The sequence below is a fragment of the Chryseobacterium cupriresistens genome, assembly GCF_046614675.1.
GTDB classification, from domain to species: Bacteria; Bacteroidota; Bacteroidia; order Flavobacteriales; family Weeksellaceae; genus Chryseobacterium; species Chryseobacterium cupriresistens.
Genome location: NZ_JBKKJT010000002.1, coordinates 331,551 through 351,488, shown reverse-complemented (window position 1 = coordinate 351,488; position 19,938 = coordinate 331,551). Strand labels below are relative to the sequence as shown.

The window sequence follows — 19,938 nt, the reverse complement described above, 5'->3', positions numbered from 1 at the left end:
TAAATAAAAACAATATCCATAATCAGTTACAAATTAAAATAAAACCACAGATAGTAAAAATTACTCTCATTTAACTATTTATTCTTGTACTATAATCTGTATCAGATTTTCAGGACCATTACCCCCCCCCTGTAGGAACCCCTTTTTCAAATTTAAATTAGCGGTATTAGGAATAGAAAGAGCCCTTTCATTTATATATTCCCAATATGTTCTAGAAGATAATGTAATTACATCAAAGTCATTTCCTACAAATCATCCTACTGCCTCCGAATGTTCGTGAGTAATCAATAAACCAATTTTACAATTATTAATTAAATCCTCAGTAGATTCTTAGCAAGTAAACGGGTTCTTCTGCTTCTGGTCGAAGCCTATCATTTTTTTAGATTTATCTTTTAGATTTAGTATTAGATTAAAAAATAAAGCTACACTAGTAACCATAGTTGATAAGATAACCGCTGAGTAAATAATATCAATATATACATTTACCACTTCTATCTGTATTAAAATAAAACTCAAAAGAAACACTATTAAGAATAGAAGTGATGTCATATAGAGTAGATTTTTATTTTTCATCGAATCGTTTTTTGAGATTGAAAATTTACAATATATTGTTCATTCGAATTTACTATTATGTAAATTGGTTATTATTTTTCCAACTAATTAACATTTTATGAAAGTTATCAGCTATATCTCTATAATTGTAAAGATAATCAGCTTTTTCATAGTCATGTTTCAATGATTCAACAAATAGATTAGCAACCGAATTATATAAATCAGAATCAAGATTTTTAAAAATCGAGTATATCTGATTGTAATTATGTTGAGTGTTAACATCACCAAAAAGAGAGCCTAATTTACCCACAAAAAAGTGTGCAGCTCGCACATTAATTTTATTATTTATTTTATAGTTTTTTACTAGTGAATCTATTTCTTTTTGATTTACTTTTTTTTCAAAGTAATCCATAATAAAAAGATCCTCAGTATAACCTAATTTCTTGTAATCATTGAACATCATCTTATGCTCTATAAAATTACATAAAGGTTCAGTCATGCTTGTATTAAACATTGTAAAGAATAATGGGTCACTGGCCATATTTCTTTTTATTGCTGAACATAAATAGAAATCGTGATAATCAAGGTTTAGATGCAGTAACTCATGGGTAAATGAAGCCTCACAAATATTTACTGGATTATAATAAATAATTGCATGACTATTTTTAACAAAGATCATATATTCTTTAACAGTATTGGGCTTTATCTCTATTGTGAACTTCCCAGATAGTTTTTCCCATAGTTCTATATTTCGATTAGTAACGAATTTTTCTTTCATCGTTTTTTGAGATTTTAATAACAACTATAACGTTCTCGCTCTAAAAGCAGCTTGAGGCTAAATCAGCGCTATTTTTCGGATTAGGCAAAATCTTCCAAATACAAACCAATTTTCCCATTAAGACAAATCCCAAATTGCTTGTAGCGTGTGTTAGCACTCGTTTTATTATTTTCTATTAAAGTAAAAATCTGCTGTTAATGATGTGGATTCCCATGGGACTTGTTCGTCCTTCGATTTTTCCATTACAGATTTCCTTACTTTTTGGAACAATTGAGTAATCGTCACATTAACTGACTTAATTTCTGAAATAAGTTCTCCTGTGTAAAGTCCATTTTTACCTTCACCATCAGATGCTGTCTTGCCCGGAGATGTCGAGTATGCAATTAAAGAGCCTTTTGGTGCGTCCATAACAGCAAAACCTTTTTGGCCTAATTCTCTTCCCCAGTTTCTTTCAAACGGATTGTTACGACATGCGTCAAGAATAATTAGATTCACAGAAGTTTTAGCACTTTCCATATGGCTTAATATTCTGTCAACTCGGACACAGTCATATTCAACTGTTCTTTCGTTTTTCAAATTTGCATCAACAGGAATTAGGTAATTTAAGCCTTTAACTTGAACACCATGTCCAGCAAAATAAAATAAGCCAACATCATACTTCTCAAGTTCAGTCCCAAAGTCGTCAATTCCAATCTTCAATTTCTTAAGAGTTGGATTTTCTATATACATTACATCAAAACCAAGTGATTCTAGACTTTCTTTAACAGATTTTACATCATTCAAAGGATTTTCTAGATGTCCAGCAAACTCATACTCACTACATCCAACAACTAATGCAATTTTTCTTTGTTTGATTTCTTTGCTTTCATTGGTGGTTTGGCCATTTGGGATCTCTCTATAACCATATATTGATTTTCCTGCGATTTTTGATTTTTCATAAAATTCAATTCCACTTGCAGAAAGGTTTGTATTATATATTTCAATTAATTGGTTGACCCCTTCTTCATCTGTCCTTGAAACAGGATTTATTGTTAATGATAAGAATTTAAGTAGTGTTTCTTCATCACAATGAAGTAATTAAAACGTCTATCAGTAAAAACCCAATCATCTTCCCAGTCGTAATTCATGATACGATGTTTATGGATATCATCATAAGCGTTGTCGTATCTGGAGTCGTAAGACTGAATTTTTGAGAGATCAAAAATCCTATTTAAAAAATCAGGTTCTTCAAGTCTGCCAGACCAAGAAATTTTATTGAGCGTTATTTCGTCAAAGATTGCTTGGCGAACAATTATGGAAATTTTCATTTGTAGTTCATTGTCATTATCATCAATTTTAGGACTCCATGAAATTCCACGTATGTGCATACCCATTGCAGTTGCAATTTCCATTAATTGGGTTTCAATTACTTTAATTTCTTTTTGAAACTCGGTTTGTAGTTTAAGATAATATTTTCCAGGGACACCAATTTGAGCATCCATTAAATTAGTCATTCTATCACTACTCATTTCAAATAGAGTGTCAACATATAAAAGGTCAATACTACATTCAGAAATTAGTCGAGCGGAATCTTGTTCCCCCACATCCTTTAACCATTTATATAATTCTTTCTGCATATCGTTTTTTGAGATTATTTACACACTAAACATCTTCTGCAATCAAGAATATTTTTTATAGTCATAAGCACTTAAAAGTTTTCTAAAATCTGGTCTAGTTGAATCATTTATATTTTCTCTAAGAAACACTTCCACATCACTACTACTAACAGTATCATTTAATAAATTCCAAACTATACAATTTATTTTATGCGTAGATGCAACAGACTCATCTTCAAAAATATCATTTATTGAGTTATGTGTTTTTTTTGCAGAATCAGTAATTTTTGTCAAGTGGGACTGTAAATTCTTTTCTTGCTGAGTCTTCAATTCTTTTATAGACTCCAAATTTGGATTTATTTTTTCAAAACCAAAAACTGGAAAATATTGGCTAGATTGAATATTGTAATGATCTATACACTCTAATATTTGTGAATTTGCTTCATCAATTATTTCAAAGTATTTTGATAGTAATTCCTTTGCAGTATGAAAGTGATATTTAATTGTTTTATCTGATCCAATTGCAAGAACCTTATCACTACTTTTTAAGTCATCCAAATCTTCTGTAATACTTACTTTAATATCTCCTCCTGCATAAATCTCTTTAACAATATTTTGAACTTTTCTAATATCTAAAGCACTTACAGGTAAATTTAAATTAGAAATAGCCTCATAAATACGGCTATAATTATCGGTTCTTACTTTATTAATTTGGATAGTTAAATTATTTTCTAAAACAATATCATGCTCTACAACATCAACTTGTTCGATATTTTCTCCATACTCAATCAAGAGGAAATTTCTTTTTATCTGAGTAGCTGCTTCGGAATTTGGCTGTACATATGAAAATATAGTTCTAAGAATTTTTTTTATGTTTTCATCACCTACTCCATAACCTAAAAATATTATTGGATTATGTATAAATAATGAAAGTAATTGTGCTCGGATTAATTCATATCTTTTCTCAAAAAACTCATAGTCAGACTCCGTAATTATAATTTTTTCTGGATTTTCAAAACATCCGTGAATTTTATACACCGAACCATAAGGATTGCTAAGTAGTATGTTATTACCAATAAGTTTATCAAACTCAAAGACATACTCAATTAAACCATCATAATTTGTAGTTATTATGGAACCAATATTTTTTCTAATTTTTTTGAAAATTCGTAGTTCTGCTTCTTTATCATCCTTTAATTCTAGATTTGACAATAATTTCGAAATGTAAATTTTGAATCGACTTAAGCTGATTCCTTCATCCATTTTCTGGTAAAAAATATCATTTATTTCCTTGAATTTACCATTGCGATCTACCATTAAGCTTTCATTAAATTCCTTCTCAATAACAGTCGCAATTTTTGTATAATCAAATGACCCATCATTCTCAAATTGAGACTTAATATCTAAATAGTATTCTTTATTGCCTTTAAAATCTATGCATATTTGTTTTAATAGTCCATCCCAAGTAAATGAATTTTTCAGATATCTAAGGCTTATACCAGTTCCAATAAATAGCACTGGATGATTTCTATAGTGGTTTATAAATTCTTCTATAATCATGGTTATTTTTAATCATTTTTTTTTGAGATTGATTATATAAATTAAAATATTATTCAATTATCTCCAGGAATTTCGTAAACGTCATAGAATCCTACCTTTCTCTTGCCTGATTTATTAGTAATTAAAACTTCTTTTGCTTTTTTATTTTTGATTTCTTCCATGTTTGATATAAAAGGGTCAAAAACATATGATCTCATATAACCTAAATTAAATTCTTTATCATGCACATTTACTTTTACTTCAGTATTTCCTCCAAAAAACATTATATGCTCTTCTTGATTTATATTCAAAAAACCTTTATCAAAACTTTCATCCAGAACAGCCCTTAATCGTGGTAATGGCAATTCAACTAAAGTATTTTCCGCCTTCGCTATTATAGATTCAAGTGTGTGATAATTATTCTCGTTAATGTCGTTTCTACTTATGTCCTTAAATCTTATCATGTGCAAAGTTTCAACTTTGCATAACTTTTCAAGATAGTTAATATAGAACTCTAAATCTTCTGGGATTTTATTTGCAATGAGTTTTTTTGTAAAGACAGATTCTCCATTTACCAAAAATGAAAAGCGAATTCCTTCAATAATTTTAGCAAAGGATTTATAATATTCCAAAAGTACTCTTGGACTTTTAATAACTTCATTTATTTCAGATTCATAATTTATATTAGCTCCTTTAGCACCTGGCATAAATGTAATAGACCCTTTTGCTACATCTGTTTCAAAGGACAATACAACTTTCCCTTCTACTATATCTTTATATACTTTTACGTTAAAATCCATTACAGACATACCATCTTCAAAAATAATATCAATTTTACCTTCATACGAAGGAAGTTTCATAATGTATAAAAATTCCATGTCTGATAAATCTTGAAGTTTGAAATTATCTACATGCATTACAAAATCAGATAATTCAGTTTTAGGAATTCTGAAACTTTTTTCTGCGGTTTTTCCTTCCATAAAACTTTTTAATTTACTGATAAAGTCTTTGTTATTTTTAGTTGTGAAATGCACTTTCTGTTGTAAGAAACCATCAACTTTTTCTATTTTTTCAATAAAAAAATTCGAGGCTGTATTGGTGCCAACTGTTACATTATATCCTAGTTTTTTAGCAAATTTGTAGGTACTGTCAGTTGAAACTTTATTACTTTTTAGGTCTAAAAATATATTTTCATTTATATGGTCGAAAATTAAAGGAAATAATTCTTCTCCAGTCCCCTCAATAAAATTTATACCATAACTACTTAGCTTATTCTTTTTAGGTTGTGTTAACGAAGGAGCAATAAAGAATACCTCTTTTTTATTGTCACCAAGTTGTTTTAAAATATCAGTAAAAATAAAATCGATATTAGTATCTTCTAGAGAATAACCTATAAATAGGATACAGTTTGACGCCATTTTATCCTTTACTGCATTCCAAAAAACAGAATTTTGGCTGTTAGGATTAAAGAAATTCGTATAATCTGTTTTTCTAATAATTATTGAATTACTGTCAGCTAAGTGTCCATGAATTTTATATATATGTGTTTTTTTAGGATTAGCTAAACTAATATGACTATTATTATATAAAACTTCACAATTTTCCTGGTAAGCACCTTCAAATAGTCCATCGTAATTTGTAGTTATGATTGTTTTAAAATGAGGAATTGATGAAATTATATCGTGGACAAAAGTAGAATCTGGTAGCTTTGCATAATTGTCTTTCAATATATTTATAACTTGATTATTGCTTTGATATAAGTGAAAAATATCATCAGTCAAATCTGCTAATGAACGTGTTGGCTCAATATATTCTTTTGCGCTAGCTGGTAAACTATTGTAAAAAATACTTTGAAGTTGAGCTCCCATAGGATAGCCAGCATATTTTGATAAACCAGCTCCAGCAAAAAGAATCACATCCTCTCTACGAATTAATTCCAATAACCTCTCTAAATTTGGTGTTTTCTGCATTAGTAATTATTTGTACTAAATATTATCTTATTATTATTTTCTTTTATTATACTAACTTTTAACTATTTTATAAAAAGTTGCCTTACTTCCAATATTAAAAGCTTTCATAATTTCCTCAATTGAAACATTCTTACTTTCATAAGAACTCTTTACTAAAGGTGCGATTTTTTTATATTTTTCGGTCATACCCTTTGGTCTTCCTCCGTTTTTACCTCTTGCCCTCGCAGACTTCAATCCAGCATTTGTTCTTTCAATCAAAACATTTCTTTCGTGCTCAGCTAAAACACAGAAAATCTGGAAAATTAATTTTCCACTTGCTGAACTTGTATCAATGTTTTCAGAAATAGATTTAAAATGTATTCCTTTTTCGTTCAGCTCTGTCACAAACTGAATTAACCCAACTGTAGTCCTCCCGATCCTATCTAATCTCCATACGGTTAAGGTATCCCCTTTACGGATGAAATTTAATAAATCGCTAAGTTGCGGTTTTTCTGATTTAACACCACTAACCTTATCAATAAAAATTTTTTCAATTCCTATATTCTTTAAAGCATCAGTTTGTAAATCGAGATTCTGTTCAAACTTGCTTACCCTTGCATAGCCAATTAACATAAGTTCATTTTACTCATTTATTTCAAATATACTGTAATTTGTTTTCGTGTACAACGAAAATGAACTAAGAACATAACAAAAAAGCTTTGCTAACGAGATATTAATAGAGGTACAGGAAACCGACCGAATTATTTATGAAATATTACAGGGGAAATAATCTTAATATAAGCTTATTAATAGTAGAAAAAATTTACTTAGATCACGAATTTAATTCTGCCAACATTTCCAAATCAGCAACTAATTGGTTCGACATTTGTTCATCTTGGACTACAAACCATCCTTTTTTAAGGATGGTTTTTGTTTTTATTATCATCTTTTATTTCTGAGTGAAATCAGAATAAACAATTTAAAACTATAGCTATGAAAAAACACTATTTCTTATTATTTTCTATTTTCACCATTTTTTTGAATGCACAAAGCTTCAGTTTGGACACTACTTTTGGAAATGGCGGATATTGCATGTATGATAATTTCAGAGAAACATCAGATGTGGTGATACTTCCGGATGGCCAATTCATTACTGCAACTTCCACAGGCTCTATCACCATAAGAAAGGTAAACCAAAGCGGAATTCTTGATAGCTCCTTCGGAGAAAAGGATTATGATATGGGCAGCAATTCATTGGATAAAAGCGAATCTATCAAAAAAATTATTTTAAATAATAATAAAATATTGATTTATGGAAGGGTAAATGCTACTCCAACCCACAGCTTATATGATTGGTTTTTAACCAGAATTAACCTGGACGGATCTCTGGACACCAGCTTTGGCACCAATGGTTTTACCACTCAATCTGTAAGTCAAAACGGTACAGCAGATGATTTTGCAGTAGATCAGAATGGAAACAGTTACCTTCTTATTTCCAACATGGGTTCTTATATGGTAAAAGTAGATTCCAACGGAGTCATTGATAACAATTTCGGAACCAATGGAAAGTTATTGCTTAATACATTTTATCCCAAAAAGTTTTATATTCAGAATGATGGGAAACTGGTAATGGCGGGAACCAAAACCAATACATTAACCTACACAGAAGATTCTTATATCGAAAGAAGACTGCCTGACGGCACGTACGATTCTACATTTGGTACTAATGGTTCTGTTTTTATTCCTAATACGCAAGGTTCTGTTGCCAGAAATTTTGAATATAATTATACTGATAATTCTATTTTATTACTGCATAGTAAAAATACGATATATGGGGGGACTTTCTTTTTATCTAAAATTCAAATTTCAGATGGCGCCTCTGTTTCCGGATTTTCCAATAATGGAAGAACACCTGATTATAGCTTTACCACTGCAAAGCAATTGTCATTGGGCCAGATTACCGTATTGCCCAATTCAAAAATAATAGTGACAGGAGGTATAACGAATATGTATAATGGTACCCCGAATCTTATTGCACAATTATTTGTAACAAGACTGAATGCTAACGGAACTGTAGATTATACTACATCAACTGCGGGCTTTCAATATTTTATGGCCGCACCTCCGACTACATCGCTAAGAGCTGACTATATTAAAAAGTTATTTAATTTAAATGACGGCTCACTTGTTCTTGCTTATTCCGGCGGCAGTGTAACACATGGCTCCAAATCTTTTCTGACAAAGTTTAACAGTGGTTTCCTTGGGGTGGATGATATTTCTGCAAAAGATCATAATACTTTTACCCTTCATCCTAATCCGGCCAGGGATCATATTACCATACAATATAAAAAAGAGGGTAATAAAAGTTTTGAGTACAGTATTGTTGATATGTCCGGGAAAAAAATTCAGAGCGGTTCTTCAATATTCAATGAACAAATCAATATTCAGAAATTAGAAAAAGGGAATTACATTATTCAGTTTGAGACTAAAAAAAGAGACAGACAATCGTTAAAATTAATAAAGAAATAAAAGCAGATGTTTGCCTTACTTAGTACGAATTTTGGAAGTGGATTCTGGACCTTTACTCTATTTTTAATAATAAAAGCTCCCATCTTTTAACGGGAGTTTTCTATTCTTCTAAAGAAAGACAATATATCTCAAAATCAAGCATTTACTTCTTTTACAAAAGCATTATATCAGATCGCATAAAAAAGACCTTTCATTGAGGTCTTTTTTTATAATAGCATGCTGTACTTTTATATTCTGTAAAAACTAAAAAAGTCTTGTAAGGATCACTTTATACTGTAAGCTTGCATCTCCATTGTTAGTAAGATCTATTGTTCCGGCTGTGGGCATTGTTAATGTATAATTAAATGCAATGTTAGTACCTCCTGCAGCACAATTTGGAATGCCTGACCAAACAACTGATGTTGTATATCTGTTTACTTCAGTAAAAGCAGGCGCTTTATCGGTGGTGTCTGTGTTTAAACTTCCATCCATTCCTTTAATAGAGAAAGAATTGTTAAGAGCATTATTAGTGACGTAATACTCTGCAATACCAATACGCCCACAAGTATTGCTGACATTGACCACAGCTTTATATACCGCATTATTGGCAAGTCCTGCAATCAAAGTATTTGTAGCACCTGGTGCTATGGTAACGGTGTTATTAATAACCGTTCCATAAATGTTATCAACAGCTTTATTCAGGACACCATTTGCGTCTGAATATACCGGCGTAATAAGGGTAGCGCCTGCAGCTACATCTATGGTTCTTACTCTGGTACTACCGGCAACATCCAAGGTATTGGTAGGAGTATTGGTAGCAACACCTATATTACCCAGGGTTAGATCCATTGCCCAATCACTTCCCCCAGGAATACGGGAAATAATAAATACCCCGTTATTCCCGTTGAAATTAGGATTTATACCCATTACTGCCTGTTTTACTCCCGTAGTTCCCGTAGTTCTTAAGATCGATAATAAGGAGTTATTGGCGATAGGATTTTCTATCAGCAATCCCGTATTGGTAGCTTCACCTCCTCCAATACCTGTGGCTGTTCCCTTATTTTTTATATGGAGATTCGATAAGGGTGTGAGATTACCGATACCTACATTTCCTGCCGAGGTTACTGTGAAGTCATTGGCTTGTTGTACGTCATTAGGAACACCGGTTGCAGGATTATCTTTTGCCCCATCTACATGGAGCATGCCTTGAGGGTTTGATGTATTTATCCCTACCTGTGAAAACCCAATGACAGAAAACAATATCATTGCCAAAGAGATTAAATTTTTTTTCATTTTTTAAGATTTAAAATGGTGTAATTTGAGTATTTAATTCAATACATTTATTTATGCTTTTCATTCAAATAAACATATATTAAAACCAAATTTACACTTTTTAAGCATTTATAATATTAAATTAACATAAACAACTTGCGATATAAATAATATTCACAACACAACAATTATAATTTACAATAGACCTACGCTATAGCAACTCCAGATCTCAAGAGGTAGTATTTTATATTTTGGGAAGTCCATAGTGTATTGTTTTAATTTTTTCGAAAATCGGGTCTTATTATAAAAACAGAGGTTACCGTTATAATCAATATTCCAACTTCTAATAATAGTCCCCATAAACCCGCGATAAAACACCTCAAAATAATTTCGGCTGTAAATTCTGCAGGGTTAGTATCTTTGTTGTACGTCATCCAAATCAGGAGTTCTCCCTGATAGGTAAAGATTCCAGCCCTATAATCCTTGAACACTGCACCTATTTCCTGGTAAAAAATTGATGCAGAACAAACTGTCATATACACACCTATAAGAATAAAAGGAAGAGAGATTAAGAAACTAGAATGTTTAATCTGCTGATTCGTGATATTTCTCTTTAAAATAAACAACAGTTTCCAGATCGGAATAAAGCCGAGAATAAGAAATTCAATTTCAATAAGGATTAAAAAAATCGAAATACAAAGCAAAAATTCGCTGGCATTAAAAAATATTGCTGCCACCAGAGGGACTAAAAATACAAACATTGCAACGGTATTAACGCAAAGTATTATATCTGACAATCCAGTGTTTCTTTTCACTCTAAAGCTCTTATTGTTAATATTTCTAATATTCTGTTTTGTACACGGGTATATTCTTTGTATCTGTCAGGAAAAATAGTAAAACAATAAAAACTACTTTTTCCCAAAACACCTTGAAAAAAAGTAGTTTAAGGCATTAATTGCACTTTATACCATCTGATAAATATAAAATATCCTGAACCTGATATCCTTTTATATTAATTTACTGCAACAGCATAAATCGCATTTTCAGACCATACTCCTCCCACTTTACCCAATCCGGCCCCTGTCACAGTACCACTAGCCTGAGTATTCCCTACAATATATCTATACGTTTTGGTTGTCCCGGATGTATTATTAATTTGTACTGTACCCGTAGCAACACTATATTTTTGTCCACCATTAAATGGTCCTTCCAATTGAAAACTCATTAAAGTAGGTCTTATGACATCTGCTGACTGAGTGCCTGTTTGTCCAATGGTTGTAAGATTTGCTTCTGAGAAAGTACTTCTTACAAACATCCAGTCACTTGCTGTAATTGTTCCCTGCGGTATTAATAATAATGAAATGGTAACCATCCATCTTCCCGGAGGTAAAGTAATGGAAGAACCTGTATATCTAAAATCAGAAAATTGAGAAAATGGTACATCATACCCTCCACCCAATGTTCCTACAGCAACATTTGATGCAGCTCTCTGCCATGTTGCCACTCCATTGGCATCAGAAGTTAATATTTTATTGGCCCCTTGTGTACCATCTACAATTTTCAATGCACCATTCGTTGAGGAACGAACATCCAGCACATTTGTGGGCGCCGTTGTACCAATACCTACTCTGCCATTTTTATTCAAAGTCATTAACGGGTCTCCTGCAGCCGGAGCTCCTGCAAACAACTGTAATACATTAGCAGCATTTCCCAATCCATAAAAATCATCTCCTGCGGCACTGTTCCATAATGCCAGTTTTTTTCCGTTACCGCTTCCCAAATCCAACATATTCTTAGGAGTTGTTGTTCCTATACCCACTCTGTTGGTAACTGCATCTACCGAAAATGTACTTCCATCCACTGAAAAGTGATTGGTTCCTGCGGTAGCAGTACTTGTAAAGGCTAAAGAACTGGTTCCCTGAGCTACTGTACGGGATCCTGTAAGTGTTCCGTTTGAATTGTAAATATTAGTATTTGCAGGAAGGTCCTTCCATGTTGCAACACCATTCGCGTCTGATGTTAAAACTTTGGCATTTCCCTGTGTTCCATCGACAATTTTTAGAGCTCCATTGGCTGTAGAGCGGATATCCAATTTATTGGTAGGGTTTACTGTTCCTACTCCGACATTTCCGTTACTGAGCACTGTAAAATCATTAGCCTGCTGAGCTGTAGTTGGAACTCCTGTTGAAACATTATCTTTGCCACCATCCACATGAAAAGAGCCTTGAGGATTTGGAGTATTTATCCCTACCTGAGAGAAGAATAAATTTGAGAAAAGCATTCCTGATGAAATGATTATTTTTTTCATTTGTTTACGTTTTAAAAAAGGTTTGATGTTAATTTTTTTTCTTGTGTGCATTTAGAATCGTACTGAAAAATATGACCGGTCTGAAATTTTCCAACGTTCGAATTAGATGATGCAAACTTACTGCCTGCAAATAAAAAAAATTCTACATCAAAGACACGTCAAAACACAACCAACTTAAAAACAACAAATTACAATCAACATGAAGTAACTTTGAAGCAAGTAAAAAAAGTGAATTATTAGCTCTTCATGAACAAAATTCAGAGATAAAGAAGGAAATTATAAAGCTCTGTAACTTCAATGGCTTTATCCTTAAAAGGCAGGGACATTACTATCCCCGCCCAAAACACAAACACTTAAGAATGAAAAAAATTTTCGTAGTAAATGTATCAATATTATGTACCCTGATTATTACTTCAAAAATACTTCACAACTCAATGAATTAAAAAACAACATTTTATATATTCAATGGAGTATTTTTGAAGTGTATCTTTTATGAATATTCCAGGTAAAAATTTTTGTTATTGCTTAATTTTTTAAAACATATTCATAAAAAAGTTATTTTTGTTTTAATAATTTTAAAAAATATGTTCCCCAATTTTAGAATTAAAACATTATACCTGATTTTCTTTTCTTTCTCTGCATTTTTTGATGCTCAAGACTATTCTTTTCAGCCTGAACCTATAAAAACAACATGGGAATATAAAAGTAAAGGTGATTTCGAAGGTGCTTTAAAATATAATACCAAGGCTCTTACCCAATATGAAGCGAATGGTGACACCAAAGGAATCATTATGGTATACACGAATATTGGCGGCATATTATGCAATTTCAGCAGATATAAAGAAAGTCTGGAATATCTTGACAAAGCTAAAAAGGAACTTAAAAATATCAGTTCTCCTCTTCTGATAGGAAATTTATATAATGAGTATGGTAAAAATTATACTCAACTGGGATTACTAGAACAATCTAATGCTGCATTCAACAAAGCGGAATATTATATTAAAAAGCTCACTGACGAACGTCAGAGAAAAGCCATTCTGTTTTATAATTATTCTTGGAAGCGTGCGAATTTTGTAAGGATGAAAAATCAGGATTCTTTACAGCATATAGAGAAAAAAATGCTGGCTGTTAACCCCGGAATACTTACTTATACGAGGATCGCTGATGGCTTTATAGCCAAAAAAAAACACCTGGATTCAGCAGAATTCTATATGAATAAGGCCATGCACAGCTTCAGTACTGCAAGAAGAACTGAAAAAGGGATCGCTTTATTTAGTTATGGAGATCTTTATAATGTAAAAGGTGATCAAAAGAAAGCATTAGAATATTATTTAAAAACCATTGATTTCTTCAAACAAACAAAAAACAAAACGGCATTACTTACCGTTTATGACACCATTTCCAGTGTCTACAAATCCCTCAATGAAATTGAAAAATCAAATGACTATTTAAGGCAATACACAGCTCTTAACGACAGTCTCAACAACAATGAAAAAGAAGCTGTAAATCTTGCTGTGAATACATTGGTAGAATTAAATAAAGAAGAAAAAGAAAAAGATAGAAAGACATTTTATGCAATAGCTCTGGTTATTATCGTCATATTTTTAATAGTATTCTATTTTATCCGAAAAATCTATATTCAAAAAGAACTTAAAAAAGATAAAATTATTGAAAAGAAGATTCTTGAAACGGATGTTCTTAAATCGAAAGTAAATGATTCATTTGATGAAATTATACAGCTGATGGAGAACAGAAGTCCCTTGTTTCTGATGCGTTTTAAAGAAGTGTATCCTGAATTTTATGAAAAATTAATTACCCATACCCCCGAACTTACAGAGCATGATGTAAAATTCAGTGCATATATCAGATTAAATCTTACGAATAAAGAAATCTGCCAATATGAAAACATTAGTTTGCGGGGAATAGAAACAAAAAGATACAGACTTAAGAAAAAACTGAAGCTACCCTCAAACACTGAACTTCAGAAGTGGATTCTGGAGCTTTAAGATATTTTGCTTGATTAAAAAAAGACCTCTATTTGAGGTCTTCTTTTGTTTATCATGTAAATATGTATTATTTTTTGAGCTCATCAATTTCTTCCTGTATCGATTTGATTCTATCCCTTAATTCCTGGCTTACTTTCCCTGGAATTTTTTTGACTTTTCTTAAGTCTAAAGCCAGCATAATGGAAGCTATTCCCATAAAAATAAAGGAAACACCGGTAAGGGTAACTAATGAAATTCCCGTAAATACCGGATTGAAAATCAGCAGCAGGGAAAATATAATGCCTCCCACACTGGCAAGAGCAACATTTCCCCAGCTCATTATCCTCATGCTTTTCAGATCAAATGCAAAACCCAGTAATTGAAATGAACGGAACAGCAAAGTAAATCCGATGACAAAAGGAAGTACTGCCATAGAAATCTGAGGGTTTGCGATAAGATAAATTCCTATTGCAGTGGTTAATAATCCACTCACTAGAAACCAGCCCCAACCCTGCAGGGATTTGCTGTTCTGTAAGGAAAAAAATATTTCTGTGATTCCTGAAAATAAGAATGAAACACTGAAAAAGATGGAGAGTGTAACATACGTTGCCAGCGGCACACTGAATACATAAAAACCACAAATAAGGAAAAGAATTCCGAAGATTAACGGGATGTACCAGTGCTTTACGGTATTGGTAAAAGTTTGAAATAAATTGGCCATAAGAGTGTTTTTTGGTCGTGCCTACTTTTTTGTAACGGTTTTCGGCTTCTCCGCAGATATCACAAACAGATTATAATTTTCACCTGAATTTGAAATATAACGTCTTACTAATATATGAAAAATAAGCGGAAATACGAAGTACTCACTCAATGAATGTTGCATTTCTCCTTCACTTAGAAAGTATCGCTAAAAATTTTCAGAAACAAAAAAGGTGAAAATCTTGTAATTTTCACCTTTCCAAAAACATATTTTTAAATGTCTTTACTATTTAATTCGGTTTATATAATTTATACATCACGAACAAAAAGCCAATCCATATCGGGATCAGAATTACCTGAATTTCCATACCTGTAATACTCATTAACCCTAAAATCAGAATTAAAAATGCAATACAGATATAGTTGGATACCGGATAAAATATAGATGGGAATTTTGAATGTATTCCTTCTGCATTTATTGATTTTTTGAACTTTAAATGGGTGTAGCATATCATCAGCCAGTTGATGATCAGTGTAGATACAACTAAAGCCATCAAATATTCAAAGGCTTTCTCCGGTACCAGTTTATTGATGATAATACAGATTCCTGCGAAGCATGAAGATATAATGATCGCATTGGTAGGAACTGAGTTTTTGTTCAGTTTTTTCAGGAATTTCGGAGCATTTCCCTGCTGAGCCAATCCGAAAAGCATTCTGCTGTTGCTGTAAACGCTGCTGTTGTACACTGACAACGCTGCTGTCAGAACGATCAGGTTAAGAACATTCGCTATTAATGTATTGAACTGAATCACTTTCCCAAAAAGGTTGAATTCGAGACCATTCAGATTTTGAAATACCATTACAAACGGGCTGGATCCTTCTGTAATATCTCTCCAGGGACTCAAAGAAAATAAAATAACCAACGCTCCTACATAGAAAATAAGGATTCTGTAGATCACCTGATTGGTTGCCTGTGGAATCGTTTTCTCCGGATTTTTAGCCTCTGCCGCGGTAATTCCGATAAGCTCAAGTCCTCCGAATGAGAACATGATCATTGCCATGGCTGCAAATAGTCCTGAATATCCGTTTTCTGTTTTGTTAAATAATCCTTTTGGAAAAAAACCTCCGTCATTCCACAGATTGGTAATTGTCGCTTTTTCTCCTCCTGTCCCACTTATCAAAAGATAGACTCCGAAAATAATCATCGCAATAATAGCCACCACTTTGATAATGGAAAACCAAAATTCTGTTTCTCCGTAAACTTTTACGGATGCCAGATTAAGCGCATTGATTACCACAAAGAAGAATAAACTGGAAACCCAGAGTGGTATTTCCGGCCACCAAAAATGGATGTAATGTCCGATTGCCGTAAGTTCTGCCATACTCACCAGAATATAGAGAATCCAGTAGTTCCATCCGGAAGCAAATCCCGGAAAATTCCCCCAATATTTGTAGGCAAAGTAGCTAAAACTTCCCGAAACGGGTTCCTGAACGACCATTTCACCCAGCTGACGCATAATAAAAAAGGCAATAATACCTGCTAAAGCATAGCCTAAAATTACGGACGGTCCAGCCAGTACTGCTGCCGGTCCGATTCCCAGAAATAACCCTGTTCCGATGGCTCCACCAAGGGCAATTAATTGTATATGTCGATTTGTTAATCCTCTAACTAAAGTCTCGTTTTGTCCTGTTTTATTTTCGTTGCTCATTAAATGAATTATTCGGTCGCTAAATATATAAAAACTTTTCAGAGAAATTCACATTCTCAGGGGTAAATTGAGAATTCGGCCTCATCCGTATATTTTCTTTTTACATCATTCTAGATAAAGTTCGGAATACAGTTACAAAAATAGTTTTAACGATTGTAGTTAAGATTCTATTTTAGCCCGTCAACATTAATATTTAACATCTCATTCAGATCAAAAAAAATGATCTCTTTCTATTTTTTGAAAAGAGATCATTCTTAAGAAATTATCTAAGCAATTAAGGTTTATAAAAATTCTTTCGGAACGGAAATATTATTCTTTTTCATGTATTCCAACAGACTTTGGTATTTATCTTCATATTCATCGTTTCCGCACTTATGCGAAATACTGCAGATGTCAGATGGCTTGATTTCTAAAATATCAGATATTTTAGTCAGTATTTCCAGGTTGATCTTCACCTTGGAATTCTCAATATCGGAATATGCCTTTTGGGAAATGCCCATTTCAAAGGCCATATATTCCTGCGTAAGATCTTTGCTCCTACGTATTTTCCTGATATTTTGTCCACATACTTTCATCGTTTTTGTTTTAGTAGTTTTCGGTATATTTTAGAAGATTATCTATTAGCCTCTAACAAAGTTAATAAATACCTTTGGCAAAACATTACACACGTTACATGATATTTATTTTCAACATAGAAAAGGTTTAAAAATACGCCTTTTTTCAGAGAAAATATCACTTCGGTAAACACTATTGGAATTTATGGAGACGCAAAAATTTAATTATGACAATAATATTGTCAGAGCATTCCTCTATGCGACTATCGCATTCGGACTTGTAGGATTTCTGCTGGGGCTTACAGCTGCATTGATGCTTTTTTATCCTGAATTGCCTGAATTTTTATTCGGTACGGATGATACAACTATTAAAAGCTTGGCTTCAGGTAATATTCAGGGGCTAATCAATACACAGGGAGCCATGGGCTTCGGAAGAATCAGAATGCTTCATACCAGTGCCGTAATTTTTGCTTTTGTATGTAATTCCTTTTTCTGCGGTGCTTATTACAGTATGCAGAGGCTTCTTAAAACCAGAATGTATAGTGATACCCTTTCATGGATTCATTTCTGGTCATGGCAGCTGATGATCGTCAGTGTGGTTATTACATTCCTTATGGGAATCAATACTTCTAAAGAATATGCCGAACATGAGTGGCCCATCGATATCTTAATTGCATTCTCATGGATCATTTTCGGAATCAATATGTTCGGAACTATTGCCAAAAGAAGAGTAAGACATTTGTACGTAGCCATCTGGTTCTATATGGCAACCTGGCTTGCTGTAGCAATGCTTCACATCTTCAATAACCTGGAAGTTCCGTTATCTTTCACAAGCTGGAAATCTTATTCTGTATATGCAGGTGTAAAAGATGCATTAGTACAATGGTGGTATGGGCACAATGCAGTTGCATTCGTATTAACCACCCCTGTATTAGGTCTTATGTATTATTTTATGCCAAAAGCAGCTCAGCGACCGGTATTCTCATACAAACTATCCATTATTCACTTCTGGTCGCTGATCTTCGTATATCTTTGGGCCGGGCCTCACCACCTGCAATATACAGCTTTACCGGCATGGGCTCAGGCGGTAGGAACAGGGTTCTCTATTATGCTTATTGCTCCGTCATGGGGAGGAATGCTGAATGGTCTTCTTACCTTAAGAGGAGCCTGGGATAAGGTAAGAGAAAATCCGATTCTTAAATTCTTTGTAGTAGCGGTTACATGCTATGGTATGGCTACTTTCGAAGGACCTTTACTCGCTACAAAATCATTAAATAAAATTGGTCACTATACAGACTGGGTTATCGGACACGTACACATTGGTGCACTCGGATGGAATGGTTTTATGGCATTCGGAATTGTTTATTACCTGGTTCCAATTATGTGGAGAACATCTCTTTGGTCTAAAAAACTGGCTAACTGGCACTTCTGGCTGGGAACTTTAGGAATCATCTTCTATGCAGTTCCAATGTATATTTCTGGATTTACACAAGGATTGATGTGGAAACAGTTCAACCCGGACGGAACCTTATTATGGAAAAACTGGCTGGATACTGTAACAGCTGTCATTCCTTACTATAAAATGAGATTCTTAGGAGGACTATTTTATCTTTCAGGGGCTATCCTGATGGTTGTAAATGTTATTAAAACAATCAAAGCCGGTTCATTCCAGAAAGAAGTTCCTGCAGAAGCTCCTGCCTTAGCCAATATCGGAAGTTCAAGAAAAGAAGGTGAAGGCTTACACCTTTGGCTGGAAAGAACGCCTACTCTTCTTTCTGTATTAGCTTTCATTACAGTAGCAATTGGTGGATTGGTGGAGATTGTTCCTACACTGTCACTGAAGCAAAGTGTTCCGACAATTACTGCTGTAAAACCATACACGCCACTGGAACTGGAAGGTAGAGACTTATATATCCGTGAAGGATGTAACTCATGTCACTCACAAATGATCAGACCTTTCCGTGATGAAGTCGTAAGATTTGAAGGGAAAAACGGACAGTACTCCAAAGCAGGAGAATTCGTATACGACAGACCATTCCTATGGGGATCTAAAAGAACAGGTCCTGATCTTCACAGAGAAGGAGGAAGAAACCCGGATTCATGGCATTTTAAACACATGTATAACCCAAGAATTACTTCTGCCGGTTCCATTATGCCACGTTTCCCATGGTTAATCAGTAATAAACTGGACAGAACACAAATGGTGGATAAAATGAAACTGATGAAAAATGTCTTCGATGTTCCTTATACAAAAGCTCAGATAGATTCTGCCAGCCAATGGGCGGACAACCAGTCCAAAGCAATTGTACAGAGAATTTATTCTGAAGCAACGGATGTAAAAGATCAGATGACTAAAGAAAAAACAGCAAAAGGATCTGCCTATGTACCGCTTGAACACAGAGAAATTGTAGCCATGATTGCTTACCTGCAGAGATTAGGTACAGACATCAAAACAACACAGGTACAGACTGCTAGCGTAGAATAATATTT

At 33.3% G+C, this 19,938-nt stretch carries 14 protein-coding genes and 1 pseudogene; 3 read left to right on the top strand and 12 right to left on the bottom strand.

Annotated features, from left to right (window positions below):
• Positions 1 to 628 precede the first annotated feature (628 nt).
• The 6 genes and pseudogenes from ACLI50_RS06795 to ACLI50_RS06770 all read right to left on the bottom strand — a co-directional run bounded on the left by ACLI50_RS06795 (position 629) and on the right by ACLI50_RS06770 (position 7,046).
• Positions 629 to 1,330, bottom strand: a complete 702-nt coding sequence (locus ACLI50_RS06795; RefSeq protein WP_411413432.1) for a hypothetical protein — start codon at positions 1,328 to 1,330, stop codon at positions 629 to 631.
• A 165-nt stretch (positions 1,331 to 1,495) separates the two neighbouring features.
• Positions 1,496 to 2,170 (bottom strand): caspase family protein, encoded by a 675-nt coding sequence (locus ACLI50_RS06790; RefSeq protein ID WP_411413595.1) that lies wholly within the window; start codon positions 2,168 to 2,170, stop codon positions 1,496 to 1,498.
• Positions 2,171 to 2,290: 120 nt separating this feature from the next.
• Positions 2,291 to 2,637, bottom strand: a pseudogene (locus ACLI50_RS06785) (AbiJ-related protein); the annotation flags it as partial.
• Between the two features lie 351 nt (positions 2,638 to 2,988).
• A complete protein-coding gene (locus tag ACLI50_RS06780) occupies positions 2,989 to 4,485 on the bottom strand; it encodes an SIR2 family protein (protein WP_411413431.1) in 1,497 nt (498 codons plus the stop codon).
• Between the two features lie 53 nt (positions 4,486 to 4,538).
• Positions 4,539 to 6,434: an SIR2 family NAD-dependent protein deacylase gene (locus tag ACLI50_RS06775; RefSeq protein WP_411413430.1), complete on the bottom strand. Its 1,896-nt coding sequence runs from the start codon at positions 6,432 to 6,434 to the stop codon at positions 4,539 to 4,541.
• Between the two features lie 51 nt (positions 6,435 to 6,485).
• On the bottom strand, positions 6,486 to 7,046 hold the full coding sequence (locus tag ACLI50_RS06770; protein WP_411413429.1) for a recombinase family protein: 561 nt from the start codon (positions 7,044 to 7,046) through the stop codon (positions 6,486 to 6,488).
• A 360-nt stretch (positions 7,047 to 7,406) separates the two neighbouring features.
• Between ACLI50_RS06770 and ACLI50_RS06765 the strand changes: the two genes are divergently transcribed.
• On the top strand, positions 7,407 to 8,942 hold the full coding sequence (locus tag ACLI50_RS06765) for a T9SS type A sorting domain-containing protein (RefSeq protein ID WP_202841334.1): 1,536 nt from the start codon (positions 7,407 to 7,409) through the stop codon (positions 8,940 to 8,942).
• 243 nt (positions 8,943 to 9,185) lie between these two features.
• On the opposite strand, the gene ACLI50_RS06760 is transcribed toward ACLI50_RS06765, so the two are convergent.
• From ACLI50_RS06760 to ACLI50_RS06750, 3 genes are all read right to left on the bottom strand, one after another.
• Positions 9,186 to 10,214: a hypothetical protein gene (locus tag ACLI50_RS06760; RefSeq protein ID WP_202841335.1), complete on the bottom strand. Its 1,029-nt coding sequence runs from the start codon at positions 10,212 to 10,214 to the stop codon at positions 9,186 to 9,188.
• A gap of 254 nt (positions 10,215 to 10,468) precedes the next feature.
• Positions 10,469 to 11,008: a hypothetical protein gene (locus ACLI50_RS06755; protein WP_202841336.1), complete on the bottom strand. Its 540-nt coding sequence runs from the start codon at positions 11,006 to 11,008 to the stop codon at positions 10,469 to 10,471.
• Between the two features lie 197 nt (positions 11,009 to 11,205).
• Complete coding sequence (locus ACLI50_RS06750; RefSeq protein WP_202841337.1) at positions 11,206 to 12,501, bottom strand: hypothetical protein; 1,296 nt, start codon at positions 12,499 to 12,501, stop codon at positions 11,206 to 11,208.
• A gap of 584 nt (positions 12,502 to 13,085) precedes the next feature.
• Here ACLI50_RS06750 and ACLI50_RS06745 point away from each other — a divergent pair.
• Positions 13,086 to 14,507, top strand: coding sequence for a tetratricopeptide repeat protein (locus ACLI50_RS06745; protein ID WP_343643116.1), 1,422 nt, complete (start codon positions 13,086 to 13,088; stop codon positions 14,505 to 14,507).
• Between the two features lie 67 nt (positions 14,508 to 14,574).
• On the opposite strand, the gene ACLI50_RS06740 is transcribed toward ACLI50_RS06745, so the two are convergent.
• The 3 genes from ACLI50_RS06740 to ACLI50_RS06730 form a co-directional block, all read right to left on the bottom strand.
• Positions 14,575 to 15,207: an HdeD family acid-resistance protein gene (locus ACLI50_RS06740; protein ID WP_202841341.1), complete on the bottom strand. Its 633-nt coding sequence runs from the start codon at positions 15,205 to 15,207 to the stop codon at positions 14,575 to 14,577.
• Positions 15,208 to 15,475: 268 nt separating this feature from the next.
• Complete coding sequence (locus ACLI50_RS06735) at positions 15,476 to 16,894, bottom strand: amino acid permease (protein ID WP_411413428.1); 1,419 nt, start codon at positions 16,892 to 16,894, stop codon at positions 15,476 to 15,478.
• A gap of 281 nt (positions 16,895 to 17,175) precedes the next feature.
• Positions 17,176 to 17,469: a helix-turn-helix domain-containing protein gene (locus ACLI50_RS06730; protein WP_202841343.1), complete on the bottom strand. Its 294-nt coding sequence runs from the start codon at positions 17,467 to 17,469 to the stop codon at positions 17,176 to 17,178.
• Between the two features lie 184 nt (positions 17,470 to 17,653).
• Between ACLI50_RS06730 and ccoN the strand changes: the two genes are divergently transcribed.
• Positions 17,654 to 19,933, top strand: coding sequence for a cytochrome-c oxidase, cbb3-type subunit I (gene ccoN / locus ACLI50_RS06725; RefSeq protein ID WP_202841345.1), 2,280 nt, complete (start codon positions 17,654 to 17,656; stop codon positions 19,931 to 19,933).
• Positions 19,934 to 19,938 lie beyond the last annotated feature (5 nt).

Excerpts from the sequence above, each read along its gene's own strand:
- ACLI50_RS06780 (WP_411413431.1), bottom strand. The coding sequence starts at position 4,485 with ATGATTATAGAAGAATTTATAAACCACTATAGAAATCATCCAGTGCTA.
- ACLI50_RS06765 (WP_202841334.1), top strand. The coding sequence starts at position 7,407 with ATGAAAAAACACTATTTCTTATTATTTTCTATTTTCACCATTTTTTTG.
- ACLI50_RS06730 (WP_202841343.1), bottom strand. The coding sequence starts at position 17,469 with ATGAAAGTATGTGGACAAAATATCAGGAAAATACGTAGGAGCAAAGAT.
- ACLI50_RS06750 (WP_202841337.1), bottom strand. The coding sequence starts at position 12,501 with ATGAAAAAAATAATCATTTCATCAGGAATGCTTTTCTCAAATTTATTC.
- ACLI50_RS06735 (WP_411413428.1), bottom strand. The coding sequence starts at position 16,894 with ATGAGCAACGAAAATAAAACAGGACAAAACGAGACTTTAGTTAGAGGA.
- ccoN (WP_202841345.1), top strand. The coding sequence starts at position 17,654 with ATGGAGACGCAAAAATTTAATTATGACAATAATATTGTCAGAGCATTC.
- ACLI50_RS06770 (WP_411413429.1), bottom strand. The coding sequence starts at position 7,046 with ATGTTAATTGGCTATGCAAGGGTAAGCAAGTTTGAACAGAATCTCGAT.
- ACLI50_RS06795 (WP_411413432.1), bottom strand. The coding sequence starts at position 1,330 with ATGAAAGAAAAATTCGTTACTAATCGAAATATAGAACTATGGGAAAAA.
- ACLI50_RS06775 (WP_411413430.1), bottom strand. The coding sequence starts at position 6,434 with ATGCAGAAAACACCAAATTTAGAGAGGTTATTGGAATTAATTCGTAGA.
- ACLI50_RS06740 (WP_202841341.1), bottom strand. The coding sequence starts at position 15,207 with ATGGCCAATTTATTTCAAACTTTTACCAATACCGTAAAGCACTGGTAC.
- ACLI50_RS06745 (WP_343643116.1), top strand. The coding sequence starts at position 13,086 with ATGTTCCCCAATTTTAGAATTAAAACATTATACCTGATTTTCTTTTCT.
- ACLI50_RS06760 (WP_202841335.1), bottom strand. The coding sequence starts at position 10,214 with ATGAAAAAAAATTTAATCTCTTTGGCAATGATATTGTTTTCTGTCATT.